The organism is Aeromicrobium sp. Root495 (genome assembly GCF_001426755.1).
Taxonomy (GTDB): Bacteria; Actinomycetota; Actinomycetes; order Propionibacteriales; family Nocardioidaceae; genus Aeromicrobium.
Genome location: NZ_LMFJ01000001.1, coordinates 2182197 through 2198800 on the forward strand (window position 1 = coordinate 2182197; position 16604 = coordinate 2198800).

Genomic DNA, 16604 nt, shown 5'->3' on the forward strand with positions numbered 1-16604 from the left:
CTTCATCCGTGGGCCCCCTGGGCATCCATGAGGATCGTGACCGTCTCGGCCACGCACGCCGGCTTGTCCTCGCCGCGCACCTCGATCATGTGCTGCAACGTGACCTGCTGGCCTCGCTGGACATCCTTGGCCTCGAGCATCCGCACGCGGTTGCGCACCTTGGCACCCACGCGGACGGGCGTGGCGAACCGCACCTTGTTGAGTCCGTAGTTCACCCGCGCGACGTCTCCCGCGAACGCGTAGACCTGAGCCCCGAGGAACGGCAGCAGCGAGAGGGTGAGGTAGCCGTGCGCGATGGTGGCGCCGAAGGGACCGTCGGCCGCGCGCTCGGGGTCGACGTGGATCCACTGCCGGTCGCCCGTGGCGTCGGCGAAGAGGTCGATCCGTTCCTGGGAGATCTTGAGCCACTCGCTCACGCCCAGCTCGTCGCCCACGGCGTCGGCGATCTCGTCCCGGTCGTTCAGCACACGCATGACACCGAACCTAACCGATGCGGTCGAGGACGACGTCGGTCCGGGGCGCCGGAGCGTCGCCGAGGTCGAAGCCGCCCTCCAGCGCCTCGAGAGCACGCTCGAACCGCTCGGGCGTGTCGGTGTGCAGCGTCAGGAGCGGTGCGCCTGCCGCGACCTCGTCGCCCGGCTTGGCATGCATCACGACGCCGGCGCCGGCCTGCACCGCCTCGTCGGGGCGCGAACGGCCCGCCCCGAGGCGCCAGGCGGCCAGGCCCACGGCCATGGCGTCGAGCCGCGTGAGGACGCCACCCTCGGGGGCGGTGACGACGTGCGTCTCCCGGGCCTGCGGGAGGGCCGCGTCGGCGTCGCCGCCCTGGGCCGAGATCATCGAGCGCCAGGCGTCCATGGCCCGGCCGTCAGCGAGCGCCTCGGCGGGGTCGACGTCCCCACGACCCGCGGCGGCCAGCATCTCGCGGGCCAGGGCGAGGGTGAGGTCGACGACGTCCTGCGGACCACCGCCGGCCAGCACCTCGACCGACTCGGCGACCTCGAGCGCGTTGCCGGCGGTGAGGCCGAGCGGCGTGGCCATGTCGGTGAGGAGAGCGACGGTGTTGACGCCCGCGTCGGTGCCGAGCGCGACCATGGTCTCCGCCAGCTCACGAGCCTGGTCGAGGTCCTTCATGAAGGCGCCGGAGCCCACCTTCACGTCGAGGACGAGCGCGCCTGTGCCCTCGGCGATCTTCTTGCTCATGATGGAGCTGGCGATGAGGGGGATGGCCTCGACGGTGCCGGTGACGTCGCGCAGCGCGTAGAGCTTCTTGTCGGCAGGAGCCAGGCCCGAGCCGGCCGCACAGATGACGGCGCCGACGTCCTCCAGCTGCGCCAGCATCTCCTCGTTGGACAGCGCGGCCCGCCAGCCGGGGATGGCCTCGAGCTTGTCGAGCGTGCCACCGGTGTGGCCGAGCCCGCGGCCGGAGAGCTGCGGCACGGCCACGCCGCAGGCGGCCACGAGCGGCGCCAGGGGCAGCGTGATCTTGTCGCCCACGCCGCCCGTGGAGTGCTTGTCGGCCGTGGGGCGCGAGAGGGACGAGAAGTCCATGCGCTCGCCGCTCGCGATCATGGCGGCGGTCCAGCGCGCGATCTCGGGGCGGTCCATGCCGTTGAGCAGGATGGCCATGGCGAGCGCCGACATCTGCTCGGGCACCACGACGCCCCGCGTGTAGGCGTCGACCACCCAGTCGATCTGGGCGTCGCTCAGGCGGTGCTTGTCGCGCTTGGCGGCGATGATGGCGGGAGCGTCGAAGGGCTCGGTCACAGGGAAACCTCGATGGCGGAGAAGCCGCGCAGGACCCACGTGGGCCGGCGCGGCGCGGAACCGGTCAGGGACAGGTCGGGGAAGCGTTCGAGCAGGCGGCGGATCGTGATCTCCAGCTCCAGCCGGGCGAGCGGGGCGCCGAGACAGAAGTGCAGACCCATGCCGAAGCCCACGTGGGGGTTGGGGTCACGGCCGACGTCGAAGCGGTCGGCGTCGGCGAACGCGGCGGCGTCGCGATTGGCCGAGCCCATGAGGCACGCGACCTTCTGGCCGGCCGAGACGGTCTGCCCGGCGATCTCGACGTCGGCGGTGGCCGTGCGCTCGAAGAGCTGGAGCGGCGCGTCGTAGCGGATGAGCTCCTCGAGCGCGGTGGCCACGTCCACCTCGCCCGAGGTCACGCGGGACTGCTGGTCGGGGTGGCTCAGGAGCGCGTGCATGCCGTTCCCGAAGACGTTGACCGACGCCTCGTGGCCGGCGTTGAGGAGCAGCACGACCGACGCGACGAGCTCGTCGTCGGAGAGGCCTCCGTCCTCCACGAGGTGCGAGACGAGGCCGTCGTCGGGGTGACGGCGCTTGTGCTCGACCACGTCGCGGACGTAGGCCGAGAAGTCGAGCGAGGCCTGGACCGCCGCGGCCCGCACGTCGTCGCCCACGCCCTGCTCGTACATGTGCACGATGCCCTGGGACCAGTCGCGCAGGCTCGCGTGGTCGGCGCGGGGCACGCCCAGCAGGTCGGCGATGACGTAGACGGGCATGGGCTCGGCGTAGGCGCCCAGGACGTCGACCGTCTCCCCGGCGGAGAAGGCGTCGAGCATCGAGACGGCCAGCTCGTCGATGCGTGGGGCCATGCGCTCCACGTGCCCTCGCCCGAAACCGCGCTGGACAGACCCACGAAGTCTGCGGTGGGTCTGATCTTCGTTTTCCATCATCTGGTTGCGGTGGAGCGCGTTGAACGGCTCCATCTCCGCGGTGGGCTCCCAGTCGTCCCAGAGCCGGCCCAGCTTCCGGTTGCGGAGCACGGCGCTCACGGACGCGTGGGTGGTGGCGAGCCAGCGCGCGCTCGGCTCGTGCCACAGCAGCGGGCCGGACGCCCGCAGCTCGGCGAGCACGGGATACGGGTCGCTCACGAACGACGATTCCGTGAGGTCGACGTCGCTCAGCTCGAGCGTCACTGCTCCGGTGTCTCCAGGTCCACGGCACTGAAGGCGTCGGGCAGGACCTCGTTCATGGTCTTGATGCCCGTGGGGGTCTGCAGCTGCATCTCGGGGCCGCCGTTCTCCCACAGGAGCTGGCGGCACCGCCCGCACGGCATGAGCGGCTTGCCCTGGCCGTCGACGCACGCGACGGCGACGAGGCGGCCGCCGCCCGTGGAGTGCAGGGCCGAGACCATGCCGCACTCGGCGCACAGGGCCACGCCGTAGGCGGCGTTCTCGACGTTGCAGCCCAGGACCACGCGACCGTCGTCGACCAGTCCCGCGACACCGACCTTGTAGTGGGAGTAGGGCGCGTAGGCGCGCCCCATGACCTCGGTGGCGTAGCGCGTGAGGGCGTCCCAGTCGATGGGGTCGTCGGCGCCCGTGATGCCGAGGGCTGTCATCCGGCACTTCCTCGTCGGTAGGGCTTGCCGTCGGCGGCCGGCATGCGGAGCCGTTGCGACGCGATGGCGAGCGCGAACAGGGTGACCACGTACGGCGTCATCCCGGTGAAGGCGCTCGGTACCGAGTCGGTGAGCAGGTACCAGACCAGCAGGAGCACGCCGACCGCCAGCACGATGACCGCCGCGGTCTTCTCGCCCGCGCGGTACTTGACCACCGCGTAGGCGAGCAGCAGGACCGTGATGAGCAGCAGGAGGGCGTGCACGAGCGGCCCGTTGCGTGGCAGCAGGCTCAGACCGTCGGAGTAGCCGAACATGAGCGATCCCGTGAGCACGCCACCCGGCCGCCAGTTGCCGAAGATCATCGACGCGAGGCCGATGTAGCCGCGACCGCCGGTCTGACCCACCGTGAACGAGGACGACGCCACCATGGTGAGGTACGCGCCACCGAGCCCGGCGAGCGCGCCCGACGCGAGGACGGCGACGTACTTGTAGAGGTAGACGTTGACGCCCAGCGTCTCGGCCGCCTGTGGGCTCTCGCCGCACGAGCGGAGCCGCAGGCCGAAGCTGGTGCGCCACAACGTCCAGGCCGTGATGGGCACGAGGGCCAGGGCGAGGATCGTGAGCACCGAGATGTTGGTGGTGAGCGCGCCCACCACCGCAGCGAGGTCGGAGACCACGAACCAGTGGTGTCCGGCGAGGCTGTCGGCGGCGTCGGAGAGGCCGGGGACGGAGAACTTGGGCAACGTCTCGTAGCCCGACAGGTTGCGCGGTCCACCGCCTTCCAGGTCCTCGAAGAACTGCTTGGCCAGGAAGCCCACCGCGCCGAGGCCGATGATGTTGACCGCGACGCCCGAGATGATGTGGTCGACCCCGAAGCTCACCGTGGCCACGGCGTGCAGGAGCGCGGCCAGGACTCCCATGAAGGCCGCGCCGAGCAGACCGGCGACGGGTCCGTAGTGGTAGGCGAAGTAGGCCGCGCCCCACGTGCCCAGGAGCATCTGGCCCTCGAGACCGATGTTGACGATGCCGGCGCGCTCGGACCACAGCCCGCCGAGACCGGCGAGCAGGATGGGGCAGGCGCCGATGAGGGCGGCCCGGAGGGTGCCGACGCTCGAGAGCCGGTCGGCGCCCGTGGCGATGCGGATGACCGAGACCGTGACGACGACGGCGAGCACGACCACGAGCCACGTGAGCCAGCGGTTGCGCGCGCGGCCCAGGGCCGTGCCCGGGTCGGGCTGCGTGGGTGCGGCGACGGTGCTCACGAGACCACTCCTTCGGTGGGACGGTCGTCGAGTCTCGCGGCGACCGCCTCCTGCTCGGCTCGGGCCTGGCGGCGGCGGACGACCTCGTAGGCCACCACGACCGCCAGGACCACGACGCCCTGGGTGATGTCGACGACCTGCTTGGCGATGCCGTCGCGCTGCAGCTCGTTGGACTGGCCCGCCAGGAAGGCGAAGAGCAGCGAGCCGACGGCGATGCCGATCGCCCGGTTGCGTCCCAGCAGGGCCACGGCCAGGCCGGTGAAGCCCAGGCCGGCCTGGAAGTTCTCCGGCGTGCCGAACGTGTGGACGCTGCCGAAGTAGGCCGGCATCCACACGAGACCTGCGACGGCTCCGGAGAGCGCCATGGAGATGATGACCATCCTGCCCACGCCGATGCCGCTCGCGAGCGCGGCCGTGGGCGACTCGCCCGTGGTGCGCAGGTCGAAGCCGAAGCGGGTCCGCGAGAGCAGGAACCAGTAGCCCACGCCCACGGCGACCGCCACGACGAACAGGGCCCAGACGTCGGGTGCGCCCGAGACCACGGAGAAGCCGAGCGGCTGGCTCGACTCCGGCAGGCGCGGCGTGATGTAGGTGTAGCCGCTCTTCTCGCCGTAGCGCTGGACCAGGTAGCCCGCCATGGTGAGCGCGATGTAGTTCAGCATGATGGCCGAGATGACCTCGCTGACGCCGCGGGTCACCTTGAGGATGCCCGCGATGGACGCGTACAGCGCGCCCGCCAGCATGGCCACGACCAGCGTGGCCAGGATGTTGAGCGGACCGGAGACGATGCCGGACCCGCCGAAGAAGGCCGCCGCCGTGGTGCCGGCGATGTACTGGCCCTCGACGCCGATGTTGAACAGTCCCATGCGGAAGCCGATGGCGGCCGCGAAGGCCGAGATCGAGATCATCGACGACTGGTTGATGATGTTGACGAGCACGCGGTCGTCGGGCACCGACAGGATCGTCGAGATGAAGCTCGTGGCCGAGCCTCCCGAGACGACGATGACGGCACTCGTGGCGACGAGCGCGACGAGCACGGCCACGACCGGCGGGAGAACGGCGTAGAAGAGGCGCTTCACGCGACCTCACCTCCTGTCATGGCGGTGCCGAGGTCCATGGGCGTGACGTCGCGCGGGTCGAAGGTGGCCGTGAGCCGCCCACGCAGGACCACCTCGATGCGGTCGGACAGGCCGATCAGCTCGTCGAGGTCGGCCGAGACGAGGAGCACGCCGAGACCGTCGCGACGGGCCCGCCGGATGTGGTCCCAGATGGCCGCCTGCGCGCCGACGTCGACACCGCGGGTGGGGTGCGAGGCCACGAGGAGGACGGGGTCGCCACTCATCTCGCGGCCCACGATGAACTTCTGCTGGTTGCCGCCGGACAGGGCCCGGGCCGACGTGTCGATGCCGGGGGTGCGGACGTCGAACTCCTCGACGATCCGCTGGGCGTCCTTGCGGGCTCCGCGCTGGTTGAGCAGCGGGCCCCGCACGACGGGCGCCTGGGTCTGGTGGCCGAGGATCCGGTTCTCCCACAGCGGGTAGTCGAGGACCAGGCCGTGGCGGTGGCGGTCCTCGGGGATGAACCCGACCCCGGCCTCGCGGACCTGACGCGTGCTGCTGCGGGTGATGTCCTGGTCGCGGAGCACGATGCTGCCCGAGGAGCAGCGGAGCATGCCCATGATCACCTCGACGAGCTCGGACTGGCCGTTGCCCTCCACGCCGGCGATGCCCACCACCTCACCGCGGTGCACGGTGAGGGTGGCGTCGCTCAGGACGTCGCGGCCGGCCTCGTTGGTGACGGTGACGCCCCGGAGCTCGAGCACCGGGGTGTCGGTGACGGTGGACTCGGTGGTCTCGGGCGACGGCAGCTCCGAGCCGACCATGAGCTCGGCGAGGCCCTGCCGGGTGGCCGTGGCCGGGTCGGCGGTGCCGACGGTGGTGCCGCGACGCATGACGGTGATGTCGTCGGCGATCTCGAGCACCTCGTCGAGCTTGTGCGAGATGAAGAGGACCGAGCAGCCGCCGGCCACGAGCTCACGCAGGTTGGCGAAGAGGGCGTCGACCTCCTGCGGGACGAGGACCGCGGTGGGCTCGTCGAGGATGATGAGGCGCGCGCCCCGGTAGAGCACCTTGAGGATCTCGACCCGCTGGCGGTCGGCCACGCCGAGCCGCTCGACGAGGTCGTCGGGCTCGAGGCCGAAGCCGAACCGCGCCGAGATCTCGCGGATCCGGCGGCGGGCGCCGTCGCCGATGCCGTGCAGCTTCTCGGCACCGAGGACGATGTTCTCGAGCACCGTGAGGTTGTCGGCCAGCATGAAGTGCTGGAACACCATGCCGATGCCCTGTCCGATGGCGTCGGTGGGCGAGGAGAACGAGACCGGCGACCCGTCGACGGTGATGGTGCCCTCGTCGGGCGCCTGGACGCCGTACAGGATCTTCATCAGCGTGGACTTGCCCGCGCCGTTCTCCCCGATGAGGGCGTGCACGGCGCCGGGGCGCAGGTGCAGGTCGACGTCGTGGTTGGCCACCACGCCGGGGAAGCGCTTGAGGATCCCTGACAGGACGACGTCGATGCTCGCGACGTCCTGGTCGGTCGATGACGTGGTCACGACGTGCTCCGCTCTCGGGACATAGGACGACAGTAGGGCCCGGGGTCCGCCAGCGGCGAGCCCCGGGCCCTGCCTGGGTTGCAGGGTGTCAGGAGGCCTTACGGCTTCTCGGGCACCTTCACGTCGCCCGCGATGATCTGGTCGCGGAAGGCGTTCACCTTGGTGATCGTGTCCTTGCTCAGGAAGTTGCCCGACGTCGAGAAGCCGACGCCGTCGTCCTTGAGCGCGAACGCGTTGTAGCTGGCCAGCGGCGTGCCGCCCTCGACCGACTTGATGAAGTCGTACGTGGCGATGTCGACGCGCTTGAGCATCGAGGTGATGATGTGCTCACGCTGCTTGGCCGACGCCGTCTTGTACTGGTCGGAGTCCACACCGATGGCTTCCTTGTCGGCCTCGACCGCGGCGTCGAAGACACCGGAGCCCGAGCCGCCGGCGGCGTGGAACACGATGTCCGCACCGTCGGAGTAGAGGCCCTCGGCCGCGCTCTTGCCACCGGCCGGGTCGCCGAAGCCCTTGGGGTCCGACTGCTCGATGTAGGTGGACGTGACCTCGGTGCCGGGCTTGGCGGCCTCGGCACCGGCCTTGAAGCCGGCCTCGAACTTCTGGATGAGGGCGTTGTTGACGCCGCCCACGAAGCCGAGCTTGCCCGTCTTGGACTGCAGGGCCGCAGCGGCGCCGACGAGGAACGAGCCCTCGTTCTCGGCGAACGTCAGGTACGCGACGTTGCAGTTCTGGTCCTTGTCGGGGTCGAAGCCGTCGACCACGGCGAACGCGACGTTCGGGTAGTCGGGCGCGACCTTGTTGACGGACTCGCTGTACGCGAAGCCGACGCCCACGATGGTGTTGAAGCCGTCGTCGGCGAAGCCGCGCAGACGCTCCTCGCGCGTGGCCTCGTCCTCGTCCTGGCTCGCCTCGCCCTCGGCGGTCTTCAGGGTGGGGGTCTCGCCCTTGGCCTTCTCGAGACCGGCGTAGGCCGAGTCGTTGAAGGACTGGTCTCCGCGTCCGCCGACGTCGTAGGCGATGGCGACCTGCGGGTCGCCCTCGATCTTCGTCGTCTCGCACTTGGGAGCGGCGGCCTTCTCGTCGCCGTTGTCGTCGGCGGCGGTGCCGCATGCGGTCAGAACGAATCCGCAGGTCGCGATCGCGACCGTCATGGTTGCCAAACGGCGCACATTTCCTCCTCGCTGGGGGGCCGGAGTCCCGGCCTCACGGTGACCCTAGTAGCGGCCGGTGCCGCTCGGGGAGGGTCGCGCGAGACCGTAACCGGATTGTCACCGGCGTCCCGGTGCGTGGACCGGCCGGCGCCTGGCCTGGACCGGGTTCAGACGACGGCGGCGCAGGCGAGCACCGTGGCACCCACCGCGATGGCCCGCTCGTCGACGCGCAGGTTGCCCTGGTGGAGGTCGTACGTGGGACCGTCGGGCGTGCGGGTGCCGAGCCGGCCCATCGCGCCCGGGACGGCCTCGACGTACCAGGCGAAGTCCTCGCCCCCGAGGCTCTGCGACGTGCCGGCGACGGCGGCGGGACCGATGGCGTCGGTGACCGCCCGGCGCAGTGACTCCGTGGCGCCGAAGTGGTTGACGACCGGCGGCACCCCCCGGACGTAGGTGACGTCGGCACTGACGCCGAAGGGCTCGATGATGTCGGCGATCAGGCCGCGCACGAGGTGCTCGGCCTGGTGCCAGGCGGCGGCGTCGAGCATGCGCAGGGTGCCCGACAGCTCGCCCGTGGCCGGGATGACGTTGGCGGCGTTGCCCGCGTGCACCGAGCCCCAGACCAGGCTCGCGCCGGCGCGCGGGTCGAAGCGGCGCGACAGCACGGCGGGGAGCTGGGTGACGAGGCTGCCCAGCGCGTACGTGAGGTCCTCGGTGAGGTGCGGCCGGGAGGTGTGGCCGCCGCGGCCGGAGAGCATGACCTGGATCCGGTCGGAGGCGCCGGTGATGGGGCCCTCGCGGAGGCCCACCTGGCCGACGTCGAGCGACGGGTCGCAGTGCAGGGCGTAGATGCGCGAGACGCCCTTGAGCACTCCTGAGGAGAGCAGCCGCAGCGCACCCCCGGGCATGACCTCCTCGGCGGGCTGGAAGATCAGGCGGACGCGGCTGGGCAGTCCCTGCGAGGCGTGCAGCTGCGACAGCGCCACAGCGGCGCCGACCAGCCCGGAGACGTGGACGTCGTGGCCGCACGCGTGGGCGACGCCCGGCACGGTGGAGCGCCAGGGGTCGGAGGTGGTGTCGTCGACGGGCAGGGCGTCGAGGTCGGCTCGCAGCGCCACGATGGGTCCGCCCTCGGGGCCGATCTCGGCGACGAGCCCCGTTCCCTCGAGCCGCTCGTGCTCGACGCCCAGCTTGTCCATCCAGGTGGCGACGACGTCGGTGGTGCGGTCCTCGTGCCACGAGAGCTCGGGGCTGGCGTGCAGGTCACGTCGGAGCTCGATGAGGTCGGGGGTGACCACCTCGATCGACTGCTTGATGGCTGACGCGAAGGGCATTCGTCCAGGATACGCTCCCGGACCGGACCACCGGGGCGTCGTTCGGAGGATGACCCCCGACGTCAGGCGAGGGAAGTCTTGATCTGCGCGACCGTCTCGTCGGCGAGCTTCTCGATCTTGCCGCGCACGAACAGCGGCGCCAGGACGTTGATGGGGAACGGGAACTCGAAGACCGCGCGGTAGTGGATCTGGGTGCGGCCCTCCACGGCGGTGAACGTCAGGTGGTCGGTGGCGGTGGTCTTGCCGTTGACCCCGCGGCACACGAAGTGCGTGGGGACGTCGTAGCCGACCGTCTCGTAGTCCAGCTCGACCCTCCGGCCCATGAACTCCGAGGTGTTCTTGTACGTGGTGCCGAGACCGCCGTCGCCGCTCGTCCGCCGGGTGCTCACGGTGCCGGGGTCCCAGTGCTCGGTGTTCTCGAAGTCGCTCAGGAACGCGAAGGCCTGCTCGATGGGCTGCTCGACGGTGAAGGTGCGCTCGACATCCATGACTGAACGCTACGTCCGAGGTGGTCGCGGCGCAGATCGGCGTGGATCAGCTCGCGAGGTCGGCGTCCTCGACGGCCTCGGACCGGCGCAGGTGGAGCGCGTCGCGCGTCATCGCCATCGTGGGGCGCTCGATGGACCCGGCGCGGACCGCCAGGCCGAGGGCGAGCAGCACGCCGAACGCCGTCATGATCCCGCCACCCACGAGGGTCCAGCGAGCGCCGAAGGTCTCACCGACCCAGCCCAGGATGGGTGAGCCGATGGGCGTGCCTCCCATGAACACCATGAGGTAGAGCGCCGACACGCGTCCCCGCATCTCCGGCGACGAGGTCATCTGGATGGTCGCGTTGGCCGTGGTCACCATCGTGAGCGCCGTGAGACCGAGGAACGGCAGCACGACGGCGTAGGTGAGGTAGGTGGGCATGAGGCCGGCCGTCACCTCGAGCACGCTGAAGACGAGTGCACCGATCACCACCAGCCGGGCACGCGGCGCCTCCCGGCGGGCTGCGAGGAGCGCGCCGCCCAACGAGCCGATCGCCATGACGGAGCCGAGGATCCCGTACTCCCCTGCACCCTTGTGGAACACCTCGGTGGCCATGAGGGCGCTCGTCATCTGGAAGTTCATGCCGAACGTGCCCACGAAGAACACGATCGTCAGGATCAGCATCAGGTCCGGGCGCGATCGGACGTACCGCGCTCCGTCGCGCACGGCGCCGGGCCCGCGTCGGGCGACCGGCGAGGGGTGCAGCCGGCTCGTGTCGAGCCGCTGGAGCGACGCGATGACGGCGAGGTAGCTGACCGCGTTGAGCAGGATGACCCAGCCCGTGGCCCTCGCTCCGCCGCCTCCGGCCGCGATGAGCAGGCCCGCCAGGGCGGGACCCACGAGGCGCGCGGAGTTGAAGGAGGCGGAGTTGAGGCCCACGGCGTTGGCGAGGTCGTCGCGTCCCACCATCTCGACGACGAACGACTGTCGGGCGGGCGCGTCGAACGCCGTGCCGACGCCGAACAGGAAGGCGATGACGTAGACGTGCCACGCCTGAGCAGCCCCCGTGACGGCGAGGACGCCGAGCACCGCGGCCGGCACCGCCATCGCCACCTGCGTGACGCGCAGGACCGTGCGCTTGGGGTAGCGGTCGGCCACGACGCCGGCGATGGGCGAGAGCAGCAGCGCGGGAAGGAACTGCAGACCGGTCGTGATGCCGAGGGCCGTTCCGCTCGAGGTGAGCTGGAGGACGAGCCAGTCCTGCGCGACGCGCTGCATCCACGTGCCGACGTTGGAGACGACGGCGCCGGTGGCGTAGATGCGGTAGTTGCGGTTGGACAGGGCCCGGAACGTGGGGCTCAAGACTCGGCCAGGCGCTCGAGGAGCGCCGAGGCCTCCCGGAGCACGGCTCGTTCGCGGTTGTCGAGCTCGCGCAGGCGCACGTGCAGCCAGGCGTCGCGGCGCTGGCGCTCCTCCGCGAGGACCTTCTCGCCGAGGTCGGAGAGCTCGACGACGACCTGGCGGCCGTCCTCGGGGTGCGGGCTCCGCTCCACCAGCCCCTCCTCGACGAGGCAGTTGATGGTGCGGGTGATGCTGGGGGCGCTGACGCGCTCTCGAGCCGCGACGGACGACGGCGACGTGGGTCCCAGGACGCGCACCGTGCCGAGCACGGCCAGCTGGGACGGGGTGAGGTCGGAGTGCCGCTCCTGACGGAGCCTGCGGTTGAGTCGCGCCACCGCCAGGGAGAGTCTCTGGGTGTCGGTGGGCATGTCCTTAGCCTAGTTCATTAACATGGCTAACCCAAATCCCCGAGGCCGGTTTACCACGGGGTCTGGGGAAACACGACGCCCCACGGCCGGCAGGCCGTGGGGCGTCGGGAGTTGCCTCGGTGGGTCAGGTCTGCCCAGACCCCGTGGTGAACCGGGTCAGGCCTTGCCGGCCGCGAGGGCTCCGAGGAGGTCGCGGTTGAGACGGCTGATGACGTCGAGCGGGATGCCCTTGGGGCACGCCGTGGTGCACTCGCCGATGTTGGTGCAGCCGCCGAAGCCCTCGGCGTCGTGCTGCTCCACCATGCCGAGGACACGCGAGTCGCGCTCCGGCTGGCCCTGCGGCAGCAGGCCCAGGTGGGTGATCTTGGCGGCCGTGAACAGCATGGCCGAGCCGTTGGGGCACGCCGCGACGCAGGCGCCACAGCCGATGCACGTGGCGGCCTCGAACGCGTGGTCGGCGTCCTCCTTGGGGACCGGGAGGTTGTTGGCCTCCGGGGCCGAGCCGGTGTTGACGCTGATGTAGCCGCCGGCCTGGATGATCCGGTCGAAGGCCCCGCGGTCGACGACGAGGTCCTTCACGACGGGGAAGCCCGACGCGCGCCACGGCTCGATGTCGATGACGTCGCCGTCCTTGAAGCTGCGCAGGTGCAGCTGGCACGTGGTGGTGACCTCGGGACCGTGCGGGATGCCGTTGATCACGACGCCGCACGAGCCGCAGATGCCCTCACGACAGTCGGAGTCGAAGGCCACCGGGTCCTCGCCCGCGAGGGTGAGGGTCTCGTTGAGCACGTCGAGCATCTCGAGGAAGGACATGTCCTCCAGGACGTCGTCGAGCTGGTAGGTGACCATCGCGCCCTTGGCGTCGGCGTTCTTCTGGCGCCAGACGTTGACGGTGATCTTCACTTGTAGCTCCTAGCCTTCATCTCGATGTACTCGTACGTGAGGGGCTCCTTGTGGAGGACCTTCTTGTCGTCGTCGCCGTACTCCCAGGCCGCGACGTACGCGAACTCGTCGTCGTGACGCAGCGCCTCGCCGTCCTCGGTCTGGCTCTCGGAGCGGAAGTGGCCGCCGCAGGACTCGGCGCGGTTGAGCGCGTCGATGCACATGAGCTCACCGAGCTCGATGAAGTCGGCCACGCGGTTGGCCCGCTCGAGCGTCTGGTTGAGCTCCTCGTTGACGCCCGTGACCTTCACGTTGGTCCAGAACTCGTTCTTGAGGTCGCGGATGAGGCCGATGGCCTTGACCAGGCCCTCCTCCGAGCGCTCCATGCCGCAGTACTCCCACATGATGTGGCCGAGCTCCTTGTGGATGGAGTCGACCGTGCGGCTGCCGTTGATGCTGAGCAGCTTCTCGACCCGCTCCTCGACGGCCTTGCGGGCCTCGACCACGCGCGGGTGGTCCTCGGTCACGGGCTCGAGGTGGTGGGACGCCAGGTAGTCGGGCAGCGTCGACGGCAGCACGAAGTAGCCGTCGGCCAGGCCCTGCATGAGCGCCGAGGCACCCAGGCGGTTGGCGCCCTGGTCGGAGAAGTTGGCCTCACCGCCGACGAACAGGCCCTTGATGTTGCTCTGCAGGTCGTAGTCGACCCACAGGCCACCCATCACGTAGTGCACGGCCGGGTAGATGCGCATCGGCTGGCTGTACGGGTCCTCACCGGTGATGCGGGCGTACATGTCGAAGAGGTTGCCGTACTTGGCCTCGACGGTCTTGCGGCCCATGCGCGCGATGGCGTCGGCGAAGTCGAGGTAGACGCCGAGCCCACCGGGACCGACGCCCTTGCCGTCGTCGCACTGGTACTTGGCCGCGCGCGAGGCGATGTCGCGCGGGACCAGGTTGCCGAACGAGGGGTAGATGCGCTCGAGGTAGTAGTCGCGCTCGTCCTCGGGGATGTCCGTCGGGTGACGGTCGTCGCCCTGCGCCTTGGGCACCCAGATGCGGCCGTCGTTGCGCAGCGACTCGCTCATGAGCGTCAGCTTGGACTGGTACTCGCCCGAGACGGGGATGCACGTGGGGTGGATCTGCGTGTAGCAGGGGTTGCCGAAGTAGGCGCCCTTGCGGTGCGCACGCCACGTGGCCGTGACGTTGGAGCCCATCGCGTTGGTGGAGAGGAAGTAGACGTTGCCGTAGCCGCCGGTGGCGAGCACCACGACGTCGGCGGTGTGGGTCTCGATCTCGCCCGAGACCATGTCGCGCACGATGATGCCGCGGGCGCGCTCGGTGCCGTCGGAGTCGGGCACGACGATGAGGTCGAGCATCTCGTGGCGCGTGTTCATCTCGACCGTGCCGGCCGCGATCTGGCGCTCGAGGGCCTGGTAGGCGCCGATGAGCAGCTGCTGACCGGTCTGGCCGCGGGCGTAGAACGTGCGGGAGACCTGCACGCCGCCGAACGAGCGGTTGTCGAGCAGTCCGCCGTACTCGCGGGCGAACGGGACGCCCTGCGCGACGCACTGGTCGATGATGTTCACCGAGACCTGCGCGAGCCGGTACGAGTTGGACTCGCGGGAGCGGAAGTCGCCGCCCTTCACGGTGTCGTAGAAGAGGCGGTACACGCTGTCGCCGTCGTTGCGGTAGTTCTTGGCGGCGTTGATGCCACCCTGCGCCGCGATGGAGTGCGCGCGACGGGGGCTGTCCTGGTAGCAGAACGTCTTGACGTTGTAGCCGGCCTCACCCATGGTGGCGGCCGCCGCGGCCCCGGCGAGGCCGGTTCCCACGATGATGACGTTGATCTTGCGGCGGTTGGCCGGGTTGACCAGCTTGGCCGAGAACTTGCGCTCGTCCCAGCGCTTCTCGATGGGGCCGCTCGGTGCGGCGGAGTCGGCGATCTCGTCGCCGACGGTGATGAACTCGTCGATGGCCTGAGCCATGGTCAGCCTCCCAGACCGAAGAAGTAGATGGAGAAGGGCGGCACGAGGAAGCCGATCGTGATGACGGCGGCGATCACGATGGCCGCCGTGTTGGCGTTGGACTCGATGCGCGTGGAGCTGCGGTTCTGGCCGAGCGTCTGCAGGGCGCTCCAGAAGCCGTGCCACAGGTGGAAGCCCACGGCGATCATGGCCACGGTGTAGGAGAGCAGGACCCAGAAGTACTGGAAGCTGTTGTGGAGCTTCTCGTACGGCTCGTCCGACGCGCCACCGGGGTGGATGTCGTTCGTCGTGAGGTTCAGGATGTGGAAGACGATGAACAGCGCGATCGTGACGCCGCCCCACCGCATGGTGAAGGAGGCGTAGCTGCGCTGGATGCCCGTGCGGTTCTGCTTGGAGTGGTAGCGCTTGGCGCCGAGCCCACCCGTGAAGCCCGCAGCCTTCTTGTTGCGGCGCCACAGCGAGATGGCGCAGTAGGCGTGGATCAGGACCGCGGCCAGGAGCACCACGCGCACGATCCAGAGCAGACCGGTGTGCGGGAGGATCGGCTCGCCGATGGTCCGCAGGTGGTGGGCGTAGTCGTTGAACGCCTCCGGGCTCTGCAGGGCCTTGAGGTTGCCGTACATGTGGAGGACGAGATAGCCCACCATGATGAGGCCGGACACGGCCATCGCGTATTTCTTGGCGACGGTCGACCGAGAGGCCGGCACGCGCTTCAGCTGAGTAGTCGACACGTTCGTCACCTTAGAACTGTTCTCAGGTTCGCGCTAAGTCATCATGAGGGCAACCTTCATAGCCATCGGGCATGATGGGTGCATGCAGTTCCAGCAGCTGTCCTACTTCGTCGCCGTGGCACGCACCCGACACTTCACGCAGGCCGCCGACCTCATGGGTGTGGCGCAGCCGAGCCTGAGCAAGCAGATCCGCGTGCTGGAGAACTCCCTCGGCACTCCCCTGTTCGTCAGGAACCGTGGCGGCATCGAGCTCACGAGCGCCGGCGAGGCGCTCCTTCCCCACGCCGAGCGCGTCCTCATCGACGTCGAGTCGGCCCAACGAGCCGTCCACGAGGTGGCCGGGCTCCAGCGGGGCCGGGTCAGGCTCGGCGCCACGCCCTCGTTGTGCGACGGCCTGCTTCCGGAGGTCCTCACGCACTTCCACACGGCCCACCCCGACATCGAGCTGGAGATCCACGAGGCCGGCTCTCGCGTGCTCGCCCGCGAGCTGGCCCAGGGCCGCCTCGACCTCGCCCTCCTCATCGCCCCTCGCGAGGCGGTGACCGACGACATCGTCGCCACGCCCGTCATGCGTGAGCGCCTCGTGCTGGCTGCTCCCCCGGGGTCGCCCCTGCCCGACGAGGTCGACGTCGCCGAGCTCAGCGACGTCCCCCTCGTGATGTTCCGCGAGGGCTACGACCTGCGGGACGTGACCATCCGCGCGTTCGAGCAGGCCGGCGTGAAGCCCAGGTTGTCGGTGGAGGGCGGTGAGATGAGCGCCGTGCTGCGCTTCGTCGAGGCCGGGCTCGGGCACGCCGTGGTGCCGGAGATGGTGATGTCGAACCGGCCCACCCTGCGATCCATCCGCATCCGCCGTCCGTCGCTGCGCCGCGAGATCGCGCTGGCCCACCGGGCCGAGACCCTCCAGCTGGCCGCCCGCGCGTTCCAGGAGGAGCTGCTCACCCAGCTCGGCGAGTTCCGCCCCCGCGCCGGCACCTGATCGTTCCTCTCGCGGCTCCGTCCGAGGGCCGATACAGTCCCAGACCAGTCGATCCAGCCGACCTCAGGGGG

General features: G+C 70.1%; 16 protein-coding genes. 1 reads left to right on the forward strand and 15 read right to left on the reverse strand.

The annotated features are described in order from the left end of the window. Positions 1–2: 2 nt before the first annotated feature. From ASD11_RS10865 to ASD11_RS10935, 15 genes are all read right to left on the reverse strand, one after another. Positions 3–473 (reverse strand): MaoC family dehydratase, encoded by a 471-nt coding sequence (locus ASD11_RS10865; protein ID WP_056286985.1) that lies wholly within the window; start codon positions 471–473, stop codon positions 3–5. 10 nt (positions 474–483) lie between these two features. Continuing rightward, on the reverse strand, positions 484–1767 hold the full coding sequence (locus ASD11_RS10870; protein WP_056286988.1) for a thymidine phosphorylase: 1284 nt from the start codon (positions 1765–1767) through the stop codon (positions 484–486). Then, entirely contained in the window at positions 1764–2939 is a 1176-nt protein-coding gene (locus tag ASD11_RS10875; RefSeq protein WP_056286989.1) for a cytochrome P450, read from the reverse strand. Before ASD11_RS10875 ends, ASD11_RS10870 begins: the two co-directional genes overlap by 4 nt. Next, complete coding sequence (locus ASD11_RS10880; protein ID WP_056286990.1) at positions 2936–3364, reverse strand: cytidine deaminase; 429 nt, start codon at positions 3362–3364, stop codon at positions 2936–2938. The genes ASD11_RS10875 and ASD11_RS10880 overlap by 4 nt, the downstream gene beginning before the upstream one ends. Beyond that, complete coding sequence (locus tag ASD11_RS10885; protein ID WP_235503301.1) at positions 3361–4626, reverse strand: ABC transporter permease; 1266 nt, start codon at positions 4624–4626, stop codon at positions 3361–3363. Before ASD11_RS10885 ends, ASD11_RS10880 begins: the two co-directional genes overlap by 4 nt. Then, positions 4623–5705, reverse strand: coding sequence for an ABC transporter permease (locus ASD11_RS10890; RefSeq protein ID WP_056286995.1), 1083 nt, complete (start codon positions 5703–5705; stop codon positions 4623–4625). Before ASD11_RS10890 ends, ASD11_RS10885 begins: the two co-directional genes overlap by 4 nt. Continuing rightward, entirely contained in the window at positions 5702–7234 is a 1533-nt protein-coding gene (locus ASD11_RS10895; RefSeq protein WP_056286996.1) for an ABC transporter ATP-binding protein, read from the reverse strand. The genes ASD11_RS10890 and ASD11_RS10895 overlap by 4 nt, the downstream gene beginning before the upstream one ends. A 98-nt stretch (positions 7235–7332) precedes the next feature. After that, on the reverse strand, positions 7333–8406 hold the full coding sequence (locus ASD11_RS10900; protein ID WP_082554299.1) for a BMP family lipoprotein: 1074 nt from the start codon (positions 8404–8406) through the stop codon (positions 7333–7335). Positions 8407–8555: 149 nt separating this feature from the next. Further along, positions 8556–9722 (reverse strand): amidohydrolase, encoded by a 1167-nt coding sequence (locus ASD11_RS10905; RefSeq protein ID WP_056287003.1) that lies wholly within the window; start codon positions 9720–9722, stop codon positions 8556–8558. Between the two features lie 62 nt (positions 9723–9784). Continuing rightward, positions 9785–10210, reverse strand: a complete 426-nt coding sequence (locus ASD11_RS10910) for an SRPBCC family protein (protein ID WP_056287007.1) — start codon at positions 10208–10210, stop codon at positions 9785–9787. A 46-nt stretch (positions 10211–10256) separates the two neighbouring features. After that, complete coding sequence (locus ASD11_RS10915; RefSeq protein WP_056287009.1) at positions 10257–11552, reverse strand: MFS transporter; 1296 nt, start codon at positions 11550–11552, stop codon at positions 10257–10259. Then, positions 11549–11959: a MarR family winged helix-turn-helix transcriptional regulator gene (locus tag ASD11_RS10920; protein WP_056287011.1), complete on the reverse strand. Its 411-nt coding sequence runs from the start codon at positions 11957–11959 to the stop codon at positions 11549–11551. The genes ASD11_RS10915 and ASD11_RS10920 overlap by 4 nt, the downstream gene beginning before the upstream one ends. A gap of 156 nt (positions 11960–12115) precedes the next feature. After that, the gene (locus tag ASD11_RS10925) at positions 12116–12862 is read right to left on the reverse strand and encodes a succinate dehydrogenase/fumarate reductase iron-sulfur subunit (protein ID WP_056287014.1); all 747 of its coding nucleotides are present in this window, start codon (positions 12860–12862) and stop codon (positions 12116–12118) included. Further along, positions 12859–14823 carry a fumarate reductase/succinate dehydrogenase flavoprotein subunit gene (locus tag ASD11_RS10930; RefSeq protein WP_056287015.1) on the reverse strand — a complete coding sequence of 655 codons (1965 nt, stop codon included), beginning with the start codon at positions 14821–14823 and terminating at the stop codon, positions 12859–12861. The genes ASD11_RS10925 and ASD11_RS10930 overlap by 4 nt, the downstream gene beginning before the upstream one ends. Positions 14824–14825: 2 nt before the next feature. Beyond that, a complete protein-coding gene (locus ASD11_RS10935) occupies positions 14826–15563 on the reverse strand; it encodes a succinate dehydrogenase cytochrome b subunit (RefSeq protein WP_056287016.1) in 738 nt (245 codons plus the stop codon). A gap of 73 nt (positions 15564–15636) precedes the next feature. Between ASD11_RS10935 and ASD11_RS10940 the strand changes: the two genes are divergently transcribed. Continuing rightward, positions 15637–16533, forward strand: a complete 897-nt coding sequence (locus ASD11_RS10940; protein ID WP_056287019.1) for a LysR family transcriptional regulator — start codon at positions 15637–15639, stop codon at positions 16531–16533. The last annotated feature ends 71 nt before the right edge of the window (positions 16534–16604 follow it).